This is a genomic window from Colwellia meonggei (assembly GCF_057537295.1).
In genome coordinates this window covers 60,992-74,086 of the sequence record NZ_BAAJLZ010000009.1, presented here as the reverse complement: position 1 = coordinate 74,086, position 13,095 = coordinate 60,992, and the positions used below count along the sequence as shown (strand labels likewise).

Annotated in this window: 16 protein-coding genes and 1 pseudogene; 5 read left to right on the top strand and 12 right to left on the bottom strand. The window is 36.3% G+C overall.

Going from position 1 to position 13,095, the window contains the following annotated elements; translation table 11 throughout:
• Positions 1-2 precede the first annotated feature (2 nt).
• Together AC27E9_RS17170 and AC27E9_RS17165 are read right to left on the bottom strand one after the other, a co-directional pair.
• Complete coding sequence (locus AC27E9_RS17170) at positions 3-995, bottom strand: DUF2333 family protein (protein ID WP_487132293.1); 993 nt, start codon at positions 993-995, stop codon at positions 3-5.
• A gap of 9 nt (positions 996-1,004) precedes the next feature.
• Positions 1,005-1,475 (bottom strand): copper chaperone PCu(A)C, encoded by a 471-nt coding sequence (locus AC27E9_RS17165; RefSeq protein WP_487132291.1) that lies wholly within the window; start codon positions 1,473-1,475, stop codon positions 1,005-1,007.
• Positions 1,476-1,544: 69 nt separating this feature from the next.
• On the opposite strand from AC27E9_RS17165, the gene AC27E9_RS17160 reads away from it, so the two are divergent.
• On the top strand, positions 1,545-2,282 hold the full coding sequence (locus tag AC27E9_RS17160) for an enoyl-CoA hydratase (RefSeq protein WP_487132289.1): 738 nt from the start codon (positions 1,545-1,547) through the stop codon (positions 2,280-2,282).
• Between the two features lie 84 nt (positions 2,283-2,366).
• Here the strand turns inward: AC27E9_RS17160 and AC27E9_RS17155 are convergent, their stop codons facing one another.
• The 7 genes from AC27E9_RS17155 to dusA all read right to left on the bottom strand — a co-directional run bounded on the left by AC27E9_RS17155 (position 2,367) and on the right by dusA (position 7,988).
• A complete protein-coding gene (locus tag AC27E9_RS17155) occupies positions 2,367-3,344 on the bottom strand; it encodes a tetratricopeptide repeat protein (protein WP_487132287.1) in 978 nt (325 codons plus the stop codon).
• Positions 3,345-3,385: 41 nt separating this feature from the next.
• On the bottom strand, positions 3,386-3,724 hold the full coding sequence (locus tag AC27E9_RS17150; RefSeq protein WP_487082323.1) for a hypothetical protein: 339 nt from the start codon (positions 3,722-3,724) through the stop codon (positions 3,386-3,388).
• 66 nt (positions 3,725-3,790) lie between these two features.
• Positions 3,791-4,012: a PspC domain-containing protein gene (locus tag AC27E9_RS17145; RefSeq protein WP_487132285.1), complete on the bottom strand. Its 222-nt coding sequence runs from the start codon at positions 4,010-4,012 to the stop codon at positions 3,791-3,793.
• A gap of 155 nt (positions 4,013-4,167) precedes the next feature.
• Entirely contained in the window at positions 4,168-4,830 is a 663-nt protein-coding gene (pspA, locus tag AC27E9_RS17140; protein WP_487132283.1) for a phage shock protein PspA, read from the bottom strand.
• A 13-nt stretch (positions 4,831-4,843) separates the two neighbouring features.
• Positions 4,844-5,137 (bottom strand): hypothetical protein, encoded by a 294-nt coding sequence (locus tag AC27E9_RS17135; RefSeq protein WP_487132281.1) that lies wholly within the window; start codon positions 5,135-5,137, stop codon positions 4,844-4,846.
• A 352-nt stretch (positions 5,138-5,489) separates the two neighbouring features.
• Positions 5,490-6,350: a sulfurtransferase gene (locus AC27E9_RS17130; protein WP_487132279.1), complete on the bottom strand. Its 861-nt coding sequence runs from the start codon at positions 6,348-6,350 to the stop codon at positions 5,490-5,492.
• Between the two features lie 687 nt (positions 6,351-7,037).
• Positions 7,038-7,988: a tRNA dihydrouridine(20/20a) synthase DusA gene (gene dusA, locus AC27E9_RS17125; RefSeq protein ID WP_487132371.1), complete on the bottom strand. Its 951-nt coding sequence runs from the start codon at positions 7,986-7,988 to the stop codon at positions 7,038-7,040.
• A gap of 243 nt (positions 7,989-8,231) precedes the next feature.
• Here dusA and AC27E9_RS17120 point away from each other — a divergent pair, with 243 nt between their 5' ends.
• The 4 genes and pseudogenes from AC27E9_RS17120 to AC27E9_RS17105 form a co-directional block, all read left to right on the top strand.
• Positions 8,232-8,471 carry a S24 family peptidase gene (locus AC27E9_RS17120; RefSeq protein WP_487132277.1) on the top strand — a complete coding sequence of 80 codons (240 nt, stop codon included), beginning with the start codon at positions 8,232-8,234 and terminating at the stop codon, positions 8,469-8,471.
• Positions 8,472-8,521: 50 nt separating this feature from the next.
• Complete coding sequence (locus tag AC27E9_RS17115; RefSeq protein WP_487132275.1) at positions 8,522-9,742, top strand: AAA family ATPase; 1,221 nt, start codon at positions 8,522-8,524, stop codon at positions 9,740-9,742.
• 12 nt (positions 9,743-9,754) lie between these two features.
• On the top strand, positions 9,755-10,414 hold the full coding sequence (locus AC27E9_RS17110) for a hypothetical protein (RefSeq protein WP_487132273.1): 660 nt from the start codon (positions 9,755-9,757) through the stop codon (positions 10,412-10,414).
• A gap of 358 nt (positions 10,415-10,772) precedes the next feature.
• Positions 10,773-11,363: pseudogene (locus AC27E9_RS17105) on the top strand (DUF2971 domain-containing protein); the annotation flags it as partial.
• A gap of 247 nt (positions 11,364-11,610) precedes the next feature.
• Here AC27E9_RS17105 and AC27E9_RS17100 read toward each other — a convergent pair.
• From AC27E9_RS17100 to AC27E9_RS17090, 3 genes are all read right to left on the bottom strand, one after another.
• Complete coding sequence (locus tag AC27E9_RS17100) at positions 11,611-11,979, bottom strand: GFA family protein (RefSeq protein WP_487132271.1); 369 nt, start codon at positions 11,977-11,979, stop codon at positions 11,611-11,613.
• Positions 11,980-12,066: 87 nt separating this feature from the next.
• Positions 12,067-12,609 (bottom strand): P-loop NTPase family protein, encoded by a 543-nt coding sequence (locus AC27E9_RS17095; RefSeq protein ID WP_487132269.1) that lies wholly within the window; start codon positions 12,607-12,609, stop codon positions 12,067-12,069.
• Positions 12,610-12,735: 126 nt separating this feature from the next.
• Complete coding sequence (locus AC27E9_RS17090) at positions 12,736-13,083, bottom strand: VOC family protein (protein WP_487132267.1); 348 nt, start codon at positions 13,081-13,083, stop codon at positions 12,736-12,738.
• Positions 13,084-13,095 lie beyond the last annotated feature (12 nt).

Genomic DNA, 13,095 nt, shown 5'->3' with positions numbered 1-13,095 from the left:
TATTACCCTTGACTCAATAAGTCGTTTAAATCAATCAGTGCAGCATTTGCACGTGATATATAATTTGCCATTACTAAAGAATGATTTGCTAACATACCAAAGCCATCGCCATTAAGCACCATAGGGCTCCATACCGATTCCTGGCTTGCTTCTAATTCTCTAATAATCTGTTGTACGCTAACTTTAGCATTTTTCTTTTCTAAAACATCATTAAAATCAATTTCAATGGCTTTTAAGAAGTGCAATAAAGCCCAACAAGCTCCGCGAGCTTCATAAAATTCATTATCAATCGCCCACCAGCTGGTTTTTAATTGCATACTCGCCGCAGTTGACGTTGATTGCTGCGCACCACTATCGCCAGCAAGATCAACATTAATTTGCTCACGACCAACACTAGCACTTAAGCGTTGTGAATAACTTCCTAAACGTTTAGTTGCTTCTTGAATCCAGCCACGTAAGTTATCCGAACGGGCATAAAACTGCGCTGACTGATTATTAACTTGTGTTAGCGCTGTACGATAAGCATAAAGCTCTTTAATCGCTTTTTGGTATTCACCTTCCGCACTAGGAATTGCCCAACTCGTATGGTCAATATTAAACTGAGGTTGTGCAGCTTTTAAGTTAACATTTTCTACTGACTGCGATTGTGAACGACTAAACTCCTGGCGCATAACTAATGCCATATCGCGAATCATTTCTAACGCGCCGAATTCCCACGCAGGAATATTATCCAAAAAAACTGACGGAGGGAGAGCATCATTTGCTAAGTAGCCACCCGGCTTATTTAGCAAAGTTTCAGTTACCCTGATCAATGCTGTAGTTGTCGTGTAACCAACTACAGGTGCTACATTTTCCGCTGTAGCAGCTTTTGTTACTTCTTCACGAATATCAAGTTGGGCTGGTTCAAAGCTCCAATAAACACCAATAAAATACAATACGATAACTAAACCGGAGAAAGCAGATATCACTGCCTTAGTTGAAATATTCACACTCATAATAAACTCCTAATGGTGATGGTGCTGCTTTTGTTTAAGGCCTTTTACCTGATAATTCACATCAATACTCGACTCATCATCAAAATACAAAGTGATGATAATAGTTTCACCAGCTTTTAATGGCTGCTTTAAATCAAATATCATCAAATGATACCCCGATGGCTGAAATACCGTACTATCATTAGCTAATATTTCGACAGAATCTCGCTGACGCATACGCATCATGCCATCTTTCATTATGTGCTCATGAATCTCGACACGCTCACTTACCGGGCTAGCGGCTGAAATCAAACGGCGATTTTTAGATGTAGCGTTATTCAACGTCATATAAGCTGAAGAAATATTCGTACCGGGAATAGTTTCCCTAACATAGCCATCTTGCGCCGAAACCTGTGTTCCCTGGTTGGCAAAGCTCACATTCAACAGTAGGTTAGTTGTTAATAACGCAAGTAAAAAAATAGGTTTAAGTATATTCATCATAAGCCGCTATACATCCTTTTTTATCCATATTATGATTCAACTTCACTATTGTAACTAAGCTCGAGCAAAATGGATAACTTAATTCTTTCAAATGAACACAATGGTGTTCTCACGATTACCATCAACCGTTTCGATAAGAAAAACGCCTTAAACAATGATATGTATTTAGCGCTTTGCCAGCTATTTACCCTAGCAAATAGCAACGACGATATTCGCTGCGTGTTAATTCAAGGTGATGAGAAATGCTTTTGCGCAGGTAACGATCTACACGATTTTATTAAATGTAGCGAAAGTGGCGACTTAGCCGCGTTTGATCTTGTTAAAGCACTCGCTGCATTAGAAAAGCCACTAGTTGCTGCCGTTGCAGGCCCTGCAGTCGGCATAGGTACCACCTTATTACTACATTGCGACATGGTTTACGCCGCTAATAACTCAAAATTTAAACTACCATTTACCCAATTAGGTTTAAGCCCTGAAGCTGGCTCAAGTTTATTACTACCGTTACGTATAGGCCATAATCGCGCTTTTGAATTACTGGTTTTAGGCAAATTATTTACTGCTGAGCAAGCACTCGAATATGGCTTAATTAATGACATTTGCCCTGCCGAAGAGCTACTCGCTACAGCACTTAATACCGCAGAAGCCATTGCCAAGCTACCACTAGATTCACTGCTCACCAGCCGAAAATTAATGAAAGCGCATACACAGGCACTATTACCGCAAGTGATGGAAAATGAAGCTGAGCAGTTCAAACGTTTAGTGAATACTGATGAATGTAAAACCATTCTAAATAGCTTTTTTAAATAACATTCACGTTGCTAACTTTAAGCTACAAACCTTTTAAAGAGTAAGCTGAACTCTATATCAGCTTATTCTTAATTTCCCTGCTTCTTAACCCATCAATTTCTTTAATTTTTTCTTCAATTTTTTCACTTTATCTTCAAGTTCTTCATCTTCACTTACATCAATTTCAGCGATAAAGTCACCCGCTTTAGTTAACTGTTTTTCAGTAATATATAACTGCGCTAACCGATAAGTAACCCAAGGTTTATATTGTTTATCAGCAATGGGTAATGCCTGCGTTAAAGCATCAATACCCAATGCCGCTTCTTCACCAGACTTCACTGAAACTTTACCTTGCTGATATAAAGCTCGGCTTTTTTTCTCATCATCTTTTGCATATTTAGCTGCAAAAATTAAATCAGCTCTGGCATCTTGCCAAGCTTCATCGGCAATATTCGCCATGGCACGAGTAAAATATAACGTGCCGCTTTCAGGGTGTTTCTTAAAGCCCTCAGCCATTATTTGCTTGGCGAGTTCCGGCTTTTCTGTTTGCCAGTAAACATTGGCAATTTGACTATACCCTTGTTCTTCATCATATTGTTGCAGTTGCTTAGCAAAAGTAAGTGCTTGCTCCGAATCACCACCAGCTATACTTGGCGCATTCAGATGAAAGCCGATTAAAGTATTAAGCGCATCTTGATGATCAGGTTTAAGTTCAACGGTTTTTTCCATGGCTTTAATAAAGTCTTTTGCATAGCCTAGCTTAGAAAAAATACTCGCTTTTTGCGCCATGATTACCGCGCTAACACCTAAGTAATAATTCACATCAACATTGCTACTATGCTCGTCTTGCAGCTCTTCAAAGTAATCAAATGCATCTTCAGTATCTTCTTTAACCAGCATTAGTCGACCGGTTAACACTTTTCCATCAATACTGTTTTTGTCAGCTGATGATAAACCATCAAAGGCCTGCTGAGCTGCAACTTTATCTTCAGCTTCCAATGCCTGCTGTACATCATTAATATCAGCAAAACTTGCCATACTTACTGCACCAGCAATAACTAGCGCCACCAATTTTCTTTTCATCTTACGTCCTGTATTTTTATTATTCGTCATATTAAGCGGTGTTAATATTGAGCTGCTCTTTTGTCTCGCGTCACTAACCAAATAACCATAGCGATTAAAATAATTGGCCAAAACACACCAATTAACAACATAGCACCGCCACCTAGTAACAGAATGGCGACAAAAATTAGTGAGCCAAATACACTCATGGCGATAGCCAATGCAACCAACACCAATAACACCACAACTAATGCTGAGATACTAATTGCCTTTAATGGTTCAATCAATTGTTCACCAATATAGATGTCGACATCAAGTAGCTCAATCAAACTTGTACCTAAAACATAGGTTAAAAACATCGTGGCAAAAATAGCTAAAAATAATGATTTAAAGAATGACATTGGTTCTCCCTCTTTATAAAAGCGCTGGTAACCTCTAAAGTTAATTACAACTCTTACAACAGAAGGTTAATATTTACTTATTTTCGATGGCATTAATAAAGTTGCAACTAAATAGGCAACGCCAGTAGCTACAGGAAACATTAGCAAGGCAACAATAGCGCCAGCTCTAACCGCAATACGTGGTACGTTATAATGCTTGGCAATACCACCACAAACGCCCGATAACTTCTTGTGAACCGTATCTTTCGTTAAGGTTTTATTTACTGAATATTCGCGATTAAAACTCATACTTTACTCCTCATGTCCAATTCTGGGGCGTTTGAACATCAACTTTAAAAAAACTAGCAGCCCAGCACCGATAAAGAAGCTAACCACTGGTGTAATAAACATCACACCAGCAATCAACCACGATGAAAATGCCACGTTAATACCTTGCCTATCTCTTAACCGTTAACAACTTTTTTCTTAAGTTGCTCAAGCTCTTGCTCGATATTTTCATTAGTTTCTAGCTCACGAAACTGGCTGTCTAAGTCTTTTGCAGTTGTCATATCATAAGCTTCAACTTCTGCCTCTACTCGGTCAATCTTTTGCTGATAGCGCTCAAACTTACTAATAGCTTCATCAATATTGTAAACCGCCGCTTTTTCACGAACTTTCAAACGAACTTCAGCTGACTGTTGACGCATTGCATAGGCTTCTTGCTTACGTTTTGCTTCGCTTAGCTTATCTTGTAAGCGCTGTCCGTCTTGCTGAACCGCTGTTAAAAATTCATCAAACTGGCTTAACTCTTCATTAAATTCAGCAAGCTTTTGCGCACAACTTTGCTTTTCTACAAGTGCCGACTTTGCTAAGTCTTCTCGGCCTTTAGTTAACGCTAGCTCGGCTTTTTGCTGCCAGTTGGCAACACGACTTTCCATATCACGAATATTGCGCATTACCGTTTTCTTTTCCGCAATGTGTTTCGCGGCTGTTGAACGCACTTCAACCAGAGTTTCTTCCATTTCCTGAATAATCAACTTGATCATTTTTTCAGGGTTTTCTGCTTTATCTAACATTGAATTAATATTCGCGTTAACAATATCTGTGAATCGTGAAAACATGCCCATGGTTTTTCTCCTATTACTCTTCTGAAGTTTGTTGTTTTTGTTGACGTAATTTACTTTGCTTGGTAACTGCTGCCACGTCTTGACTGCTTACTAAGGTGTAGCGCATTGAAAATCGTTGCAGCTCAGCTTTAATTGAATTTGAAAGTTCTGCAGATAAATCACGTGCAACCTTTTGTCCTTGTGCCTGTACCGTTGCTGCTAAGCTTCTTTCCAGTGAAGCTTCTTGTGCCGAAGCACCTACTGTAAATAGCAACGTACAAGATAATAAAACGGTGCTTAAAGTGCGTTTACTTTGTAATAGTTTCATTATGAATATCCTTATGTCTGTCACATGAAAAGCTAACTGTTAGCTCTTCTTGTTGATTTCTGATATTACTATTACAAGTGCTGTGCCAATTGCTAAAAAACTTTTAAACACCTGTTATAAAAGACTTTTTAATTTTATCAATAAAAATCACCCTCGCCAGACATAATATGTCACACGAAAATATGGTCAATATAATCACTACCATTGGTTAAATTGACCAACCGATATTAAAGAATAAAATTGAATTGAGAATGCTGAGCAGAAAGTAAGATAAAAATAGAAAATGGCAGCTAGGCTACTGCCATCAATTTAAGCTTTATTAGCTAAGTCGTAATTAAACTTATAGTGGCAACTAGCCCTTGTCGACCTTTGTATGTTCAAGTGATCCCCATTCGCTCCATGAACCATCGTAAACACGAACATCATTCAAGCCACTAATATTAGCAGCTAGTGCGAGCACACATGCCGTAACGCCAGAGCCACAGCTCATAATCATAGGTTTATTATCTGCATTTAACCTTTTAAATATTTCAACCACATCATCAGTGCTTTTAAAAACACCTTCTATTAGTAAGTCACTAAAAGGTAAGTTTTTAGAATTTGGAATATGACCACTACGCACACCCGCACGTGGCTCTGCAGCCTCGCCTTTAAAGCGAGCATTGGCTCTAGCATCAAGTATTAATTCAGTTTGTTGCTGGGTTTGTTTTTCAACTTCCTGCCAATCACAAAAGTAATTTTCGTTAGCCTTTGCAATAAAGTCTCCTGTTAGTAATTTACTTGCTACTTTAAGGTTGTTCTCGGCACTTACTAACGGTTTATTCATTTTAACCCAGTAAGGTAAACCACCATCTAATACTGCAACATTTTTATGGCCCATGGCTTTGAACATATACCAAGCTCTAGCAGCTGAAAACAAACCAAGATCATCATAAATTACAATTTGGCTTTGCTGATTAATACCCAATGCTTGCGCTGCACGCTCAAAATAGTCAGCTGACGGCATAGTATGAGGTAATTGGCTATCAAGATCAGAGAAGTCTTTATTTAAGTCAAAGCGACGAGCATTAGGAATGGCATGCGTTGGCCAGCTAAATTCAGCAGCTTTCATATTACCTACAGGGGGAATACTAGCATCTAGCAGCACTAAATCGGATCTATCTAAAATAGAATGTAAATCAATACAAGATATTAACTGTTGAAAATGAGTCATTTTAATAACGCTATGCTGAGTAACATTAAGCAAAATTAACCGAGTTTAAACAGAATGTACAGTGCTAGTAAATGTTAGGGATTCTATTCAAATTAGTTTGAAATAGTCTTTAGTTTGGCAGCCATCAGCAAAGTAACATGGAGAAATAATGGAGAGTGTTTTAGTGTAATAAGTCGTTAGGCAATGGCGTACATCAGCCTTAAAACAAAAATGCCGCAAGGTTTAGTCTCAAACTCACCTTACGACAATAAAGATTTTTTACCTTGCTCTAAACGAGCCACAACAAAAGACGTTGCTAACATACATACACCTGGCAACATAAATAGAGTAAATAACATGGTTAAACTTGGCATTGCATCAATCCTTTTAAGCAGTTTTTAAAGTAACATTTTTAATTTGTTACTAATTAAGTTGCACAAACACTTACAAAGGTTGTGCCAAGGATCGAAAAAAAAGTTAACCTATTGTTTTTAAATTGAATTTAATTTTTACAAATTTTCTGTATTTGTTAAAAACCCCCTGTTTTACGGACAATGTGGTTAAATTTACTAATTAATAGTGAATTAAAGAGTTTCTGATAAAAAACCAAAAAAATGTCCCGATATCGGGAAATGACTTACCGATATCGAGACATACATATATTGCGGGCTAGCTATCAATCAACAATAATTAAAAAGCCAATAGCTATTAGTTTAGATCTGGATTTAAGTTTTTAACATTGGCAAATGCCTGATGCAAAATATCACCAGTAACTTCTTTACCACTACAATTCTCACTTAAAAAGCGACGAAATTGCTTGGCGCCTGCTAAGCCATTACACAGCCCAAGCATATGCCTAATAACATGCCAGGCACGACCACCGTTAGCAACATTGCGATCAATATATTCCGACATTTCATCAACAATAGCTTGTCGAGATTTAACAGCAGTATTGGCCTGCCAAATAGCGTTATCAGCCTCAGCTAACATATAAGGGTTTTGATAAACTTCTCGGCCTATCATTACGCCATCAATATGCTGCATATGTTCATTAGCTTCAGCAAAGCTTTTAATACCGCCATTAATCGATATTTCTAACTCAGGAAAATCACGCTTCACTTGGTAAACTCTTTGGTAATCCAACGGCGGAATATCTCTATTTTGCTTAGGGCTTAAACCACTTAACCAGGCTTTGCGCGCATGAATAATAAAATGCTGGCACCCTGCCGCACTTACCGTTGTTAAAAACTTATGTAAGAACTCATAACTGTCTAAGTCATCAATACCAATACGAGATTTCACTGTAACCGGCACATTAGTGGCATCTTGCATACTTGCAACACAATCAGCAACTAACTGTGGCTCTGCCATTAAACACGCGCCAAACATACCGTTTTGCACGCGGTCTGACGGGCAGCCAACGTTAATGTTAATTTCATCGTAGCCATGCTGCTCAGCAATTTTCGCGCATTCAGTCATCGCTTTTACGTCACTACCACCCAGTTGTAACACAACAGGATGCTCTTGCTCGTTATATTCTAGGTAATTTCCCTTACCAAATAGAATAGCGCCAGTAGTTACCATTTCCGTATACAGCACCGTTTGCTTCGACATTACACGGTAAAAATACCGACAATGGCGATCCGTCCAATCTAACATGGGTGCTATGGAAAGCTTGTGACTTATTGAATTTGTTGGGTTTAATGACTTTACTGAGCTAGACAATTTTCTACCTTGTTCGATGTACTTTATAAACGATTCGCGTGATATAACTGATGACAACACACATCATAAAAACAACGCGATTATACACTGATAATCTAAAACATGTGCTAAAAAGAGTTAAGCAAAATTTATAAGAAAGCATAGAAACAAAAATATCAATAATTTCTGCTTTTGAGTTTGTCTAAAAATGCTAGCATATACAAAAGATTAAAGAATGGCGGCATTTACGTAATGCGTCACGACAACAATTTATTAATCAAACGCTTATTGCCATTACCCGGTCCAATGTATTTACATAGCATCAAAGTAAAATCTGATAACAACATGTACGAGCCATGGGGAATTAACAAAAAGCATTTAAATGGAACAGATATAGAACTAATTGGCCGTGTAGTGTGGTCAGGTCAAAGAATGTAAAAATTAATTAATTTTACATTTATAAAAGTGATAATTGATAGGAAGAAAAAATGCCTCAAACTTTATACATAACTAGAATTAATGCTGATGACCACCCATTTATAAAACAAAAACATATTGAAATTAATTTACCAAAAGACAAAAAACAAAACATAATTATAACTGGTAAGAATGCGTGTGGAAAAAGCACCCTTTTACGTTCAATTAGAGATAATGTCCAAACAACAAACCTACAAGGTATGGAAAAAAAAGCTCAAGATAAACGAGACGTAATTGAGAACTACAAAAAAAGCATAAGACAGCTTAAAGCCGAATCAAGAGATTACTCTACAGTTTCGGGCTACCTTGAACAGCAAATCGACTTACTTTTTCGGATGGGTCAAGCACTAAATATTAGTTACTCTGGCATGAACGATACTGCGAAAAATCACAATGTACTCGCTTACTTTGCCGCAAAACGAATTACAAACTTAACACAACCTACTCATATAGAGTCACCTAAGCTTACTGTAGAACCTATTGGGTCGAACAATGCTGGGACAAAATTTATTCACCATTTAGTTAACAGAAGATCTCAGTTAGCATTTGCAAATGAAGACAATGATACCAACGAGGCAGATAAAATACGTTCATGGTTTTCTAGCCTAGAAAGTTTATTTAGTAGCTTATTTGAAAAAAAAGTAAAATTAAAGTTCTTGCGAAACGAATTAAACTTTGTTTTGGAAACCGAGAATAAAGAAATTATTGATATGAAAGTACTTTCAGACGGGTACTCTGCAATAGTTAACGTGGTTACAGAAATAATAATTAGAATGGAAGCAATAAGTTTTGGCAGGCTTGATATAGGTGGCATTGTACTTATTGACGAAATAGAAACTCACTTGCATGTTTCTTTACAGCGACAAATATTGCCTTTTTTAAACATTATATTTCCACACATCCAATTTATAATAACTACACACTCACCTTTCGTCCTTTCATCTGTGAATAACGCAGTAATATACGACTTAGAAAGTGGTGAAACAATCAATCAAGAAGAGATGCTCTGGGCATACTCATACGAAGCATTAGTAGAAGGTTATTTTGAGGTTGAAAAATATTCCAAGGTACTTAAGAATAAAATTCAACTATACAAAAATTTAGTGGAAAAAAAAGAGCTAGATAGAGGGGAACGAAAATTATTAAGGCAATTGAAAAATGAATTGCAATCAGTTCCTATATATAAAAATGCAGCTATTGAAAGAGAATTAAAAAACTTAGATTTAAAATAAAGGTATTACTAAATGATTTATTTTGAAAAACCTAGTAATCCAGCAATCGAAACCCAGCTATTACACCAAAAAAGCTTAACAACAGGAACATATAATTTAGACTCAGTAGTTACTCAATTGGCAATAGATTTTCATATGAAATGTTATATATGCGAAAGTAAAACAAGGTCAATACGAATAGAACACTTTCGCCCTCAATGTTTAGGAAAAGATGAAAAATTTGATTGGTATAATATTTTTAATGCCTGCGAACATTGTAACGCTATTAAATCAGATGATTATAAAACACTAATTGATTGTACAAGTGAACTCCCTGAAGCACATATAAAGTTTGCAATAGAGCCACTAGCGCCAATAGGACAACAAGTTAAACTAACTCAACTAGCGTCAAGTCAAATATCTCCAGATACTATCACTTTACTTAATGCTGTGTACAAAGGAACAAATAAGCGAAAAGAGCTTCAAGCAGAAGTAATTGTTGAAGACCTACTTGATGAACTCAATCAATTTGAAAACTTAGTAAGAGATTACCTTGAAGAACGCGATCAAGATGACCTAGATGATATAAAATATGAAGTTAACAATGCTAGTCCATTTACCGCGTTTAAAAGATGGTTAGTAAAAGAGAATAATACTTACAACAATGAAATAGCACAGTTTTTCATCAACTAATGCATTCAATTTGATTATCAAAAAAGATTAATGAAAATCTAAGACCCCTAATTAATATAACTATGAATTTATTTCACTACACTGACCTTGATGCAACTAAATCAATTTTATCAAACAAAACCTTATGGCTCTCTAACCTTAGGTTTCTAAATGATGGGAATGAATTACGAAATGGCATAAACCACGTAAATCAAACTCTTTGGGAAGAAGTAAAAAAGCTATGCGTAAATGAAAATTTTTCTGTAGACGATGTATTCAATGACATAAATATGAAGGATATCGAAACCGACCTAAGAAAAAAAATTGTTATGCTGTATCTTTTTGTCAAGACGGAGACCTATTAAGCCAGTGGAGAGGATATACCCCTACAAATGGTGGTTACAATATTGAGTTTTGCAAAAAAGAACTATTAGAGTTGGCCGGTAACATTTCAACTGGTTTAAGCAAACCAAAACTTTCTAATACTCCTATATCTAGAAGTCATTTTGGCAAATGTATTTATGACGAAAAAGAAGCTATTGAACGACTTTCTATACCTATTCAAGAATTAGCAAAGTGGGAACTGGAATATCATAACAGCCAAGCTTTACGCAACAATGACAGCTGGACTGCACCTAGTATACAAACTAAAAAAATCGAAGAAATATATCATATTACTAGCTTTTGGAAAGATAAAGGTTTTTCTGAAGAACAAGAATACAGACTATTTATCGAGCTTTTTAAAAGAGATAAAAATCCTCTAAAGTTCAGAAACAAACAAGGTATGTTAATTCCGTACATCGAATTAAACATACCTTCTAATGCAATCTTAAGTGTAACTATTGGTCCTAATCCCAATCAAGATTTAGCTGCTGACTCTATGGAGCTTTATTTAGAATCATTAGTGAATTCTGGGGAATTGTCTTCAAAACCTGACATAATAAAATCTGAAATTCCATTAAGATATTAAAAAGGTATAATAAAAATCAATCTATTTCGAAATAAAGAATTAAGGAAGTACACCCGAACCTTTGAAAAAGTCAAAAGTACACCTTGCCGCACTAGAGGTTATGTATTTAGCTAAAATCAGTCCAATCCAGCAGTCAGATATAAGTAAGGCCAAAAATAACGCCCACATGATAGGCTAAGTAACGTTGGCTGAAATGTGTATCAAAGCAGAACGCAGCCAACTTTACGTATCCTAATTAACTTGCTTGTTAGCTGCATTTTAGCCAACACTGCTTTGTTTCAGTATAGATATTCGAAATTTCTTCAGGATAAAAGGGTGTATCCAAGGTTGATAGCGTAACTGATGTCCAGTCTGGAAAATTAGAACTTCCAGACCACTCAATATTAGAACCACACTCGCCACAAAATTTGCGTTTAATTGTCCCTGATGAGTTATAAGATTTTAAAAGCCGTTTTCCAACAACATACTCTAAATCTGCTTTTAGAAGGCTTCCGTATGTAGCAAAAGCTGCACCGTGTTGCTTTTGACACATAGTACAATGACAACTCGTAACCTTTTTCGGCTTACTTAGTAATCGATATTTAATTTTGCCACAGAGGCAGCTTCCTTGATACATAACTTTCCTGTACTGCTAACGCCCTAATAAAGGACAAAAATAGCTCTCTAGCTTTTTGTCCTGTTAATTAGTTTGTTATATTGTTAACTACACAAGAGATTCAGCAATAAATTTTTTTGCCTGCTTTGGCGAGTTTAACCTAACGAAATCAATGTGTGAATATCTCTCAGATTTCATTATTTCAAAATATTTCTTACGATTTGAATGATAATTTTGCAATGTCCATAGAATTATTGACTTTCGACTAAGAAATGTTTTTTTAAATGATTCAACATTTCCAGTATTAGGCCATATTTCTTGTTTACTTATAATTCGCTGAATTGCTCTTTTAAAGGCCTGAAATATAGTGCGACTTAACGAGTAATCGAGCCAAATAATTGTGTTAACTTTGGCCCATTTTAACGAGGAAGTTCTGGAGTAATTACCATCAAGAACCCAGCCATCCTTCAAAATAGCTACCTCGATTTTAGAAAGAAACTCATTATTACTCGACTCTTCCCAGTTAGGTTTCCAGAAGAGTTCATCCATTTCTATATATCGAACATTCAATTTAGCCGCTAATTCTTTGCTAAATGTAGATTTACCACTAGCGCTTGTTCCTACTACATTAATATTTTTAAAAGAACCCACAAGTGCCTCGATTGAAATAATGAAGAGTTAAGTAACATAACGCCCTGTTAAGGGGAGAATTGTAGTTGGCTAAAATGTTGAACGGAGTGAAAACAGCCTGCTGTATTTTTACGTTTGAACAGCTTGTTAGTTGCTACATTCTGTGACATGCCAAAGCTCTCCTGATGGCCCCCACAGATAAACAACTTTCCCCCAATGCTCAATTTTAATTGGTTCATACTTTATGTCGAAACCATCAAGACTTGAAATAACCTCAAAGGCTTCATTTATATCTAAAATTGAAAGTTGAAGCATTAAATTTTTTGCTAACTCTTCGTTATAAAACCGCTGTAGAAAAAACGTACATTCGCCATTTTCGAATAAAGATAAATCATCAGTTACATAATCCATTTTAAAGCCTAAAGCTTGGTAAAAGGACTTAGATATTTCGTAATTCTTACTAGGGATGAAAACTCTAATATCATCAACTTTCACCAGATTCTCCTT

Bases quoted from the DNA above. Each gene is read 5' to 3' on its own strand.
- AC27E9_RS17170 (WP_487132293.1), bottom strand. From the start codon at position 995: ATGAGTGTGAATATTTCAACTAAGGCAGTGATATCTGCTTTCTCCGGT.
- AC27E9_RS17165 (WP_487132291.1), bottom strand. From the start codon at position 1,475: ATGATGAATATACTTAAACCTATTTTTTTACTTGCGTTATTAACAACT.
- AC27E9_RS17160 (WP_487132289.1), top strand. From the start codon at position 1,545: ATGGATAACTTAATTCTTTCAAATGAACACAATGGTGTTCTCACGATT.
- AC27E9_RS17155 (WP_487132287.1), bottom strand. From the start codon at position 3,344: ATGAAAAGAAAATTGGTGGCGCTAGTTATTGCTGGTGCAGTAAGTATG.
- AC27E9_RS17150 (WP_487082323.1), bottom strand. From the start codon at position 3,724: ATGTCATTCTTTAAATCATTATTTTTAGCTATTTTTGCCACGATGTTT.
- AC27E9_RS17145 (WP_487132285.1), bottom strand. From the start codon at position 4,012: ATGAGTTTTAATCGCGAATATTCAGTAAATAAAACCTTAACGAAAGAT.
- pspA (WP_487132283.1), bottom strand. From the start codon at position 4,830: ATGGGCATGTTTTCACGATTCACAGATATTGTTAACGCGAATATTAAT.
- AC27E9_RS17135 (WP_487132281.1), bottom strand. From the start codon at position 5,137: ATGAAACTATTACAAAGTAAACGCACTTTAAGCACCGTTTTATTATCT.
- AC27E9_RS17130 (WP_487132279.1), bottom strand. From the start codon at position 6,350: ATGACTCATTTTCAACAGTTAATATCTTGTATTGATTTACATTCTATT.
- dusA (WP_487132371.1), bottom strand. From the start codon at position 7,988: ATGTTAGATTGGACGGATCGCCATTGTCGGTATTTTTACCGTGTAATG.
- AC27E9_RS17115 (WP_487132275.1), top strand. From the start codon at position 8,522: ATGCCTCAAACTTTATACATAACTAGAATTAATGCTGATGACCACCCA.
- AC27E9_RS17110 (WP_487132273.1), top strand. From the start codon at position 9,755: ATGATTTATTTTGAAAAACCTAGTAATCCAGCAATCGAAACCCAGCTA.
- AC27E9_RS17100 (WP_487132271.1), bottom strand. From the start codon at position 11,979: ATGTATCAAGGAAGCTGCCTCTGTGGCAAAATTAAATATCGATTACTA.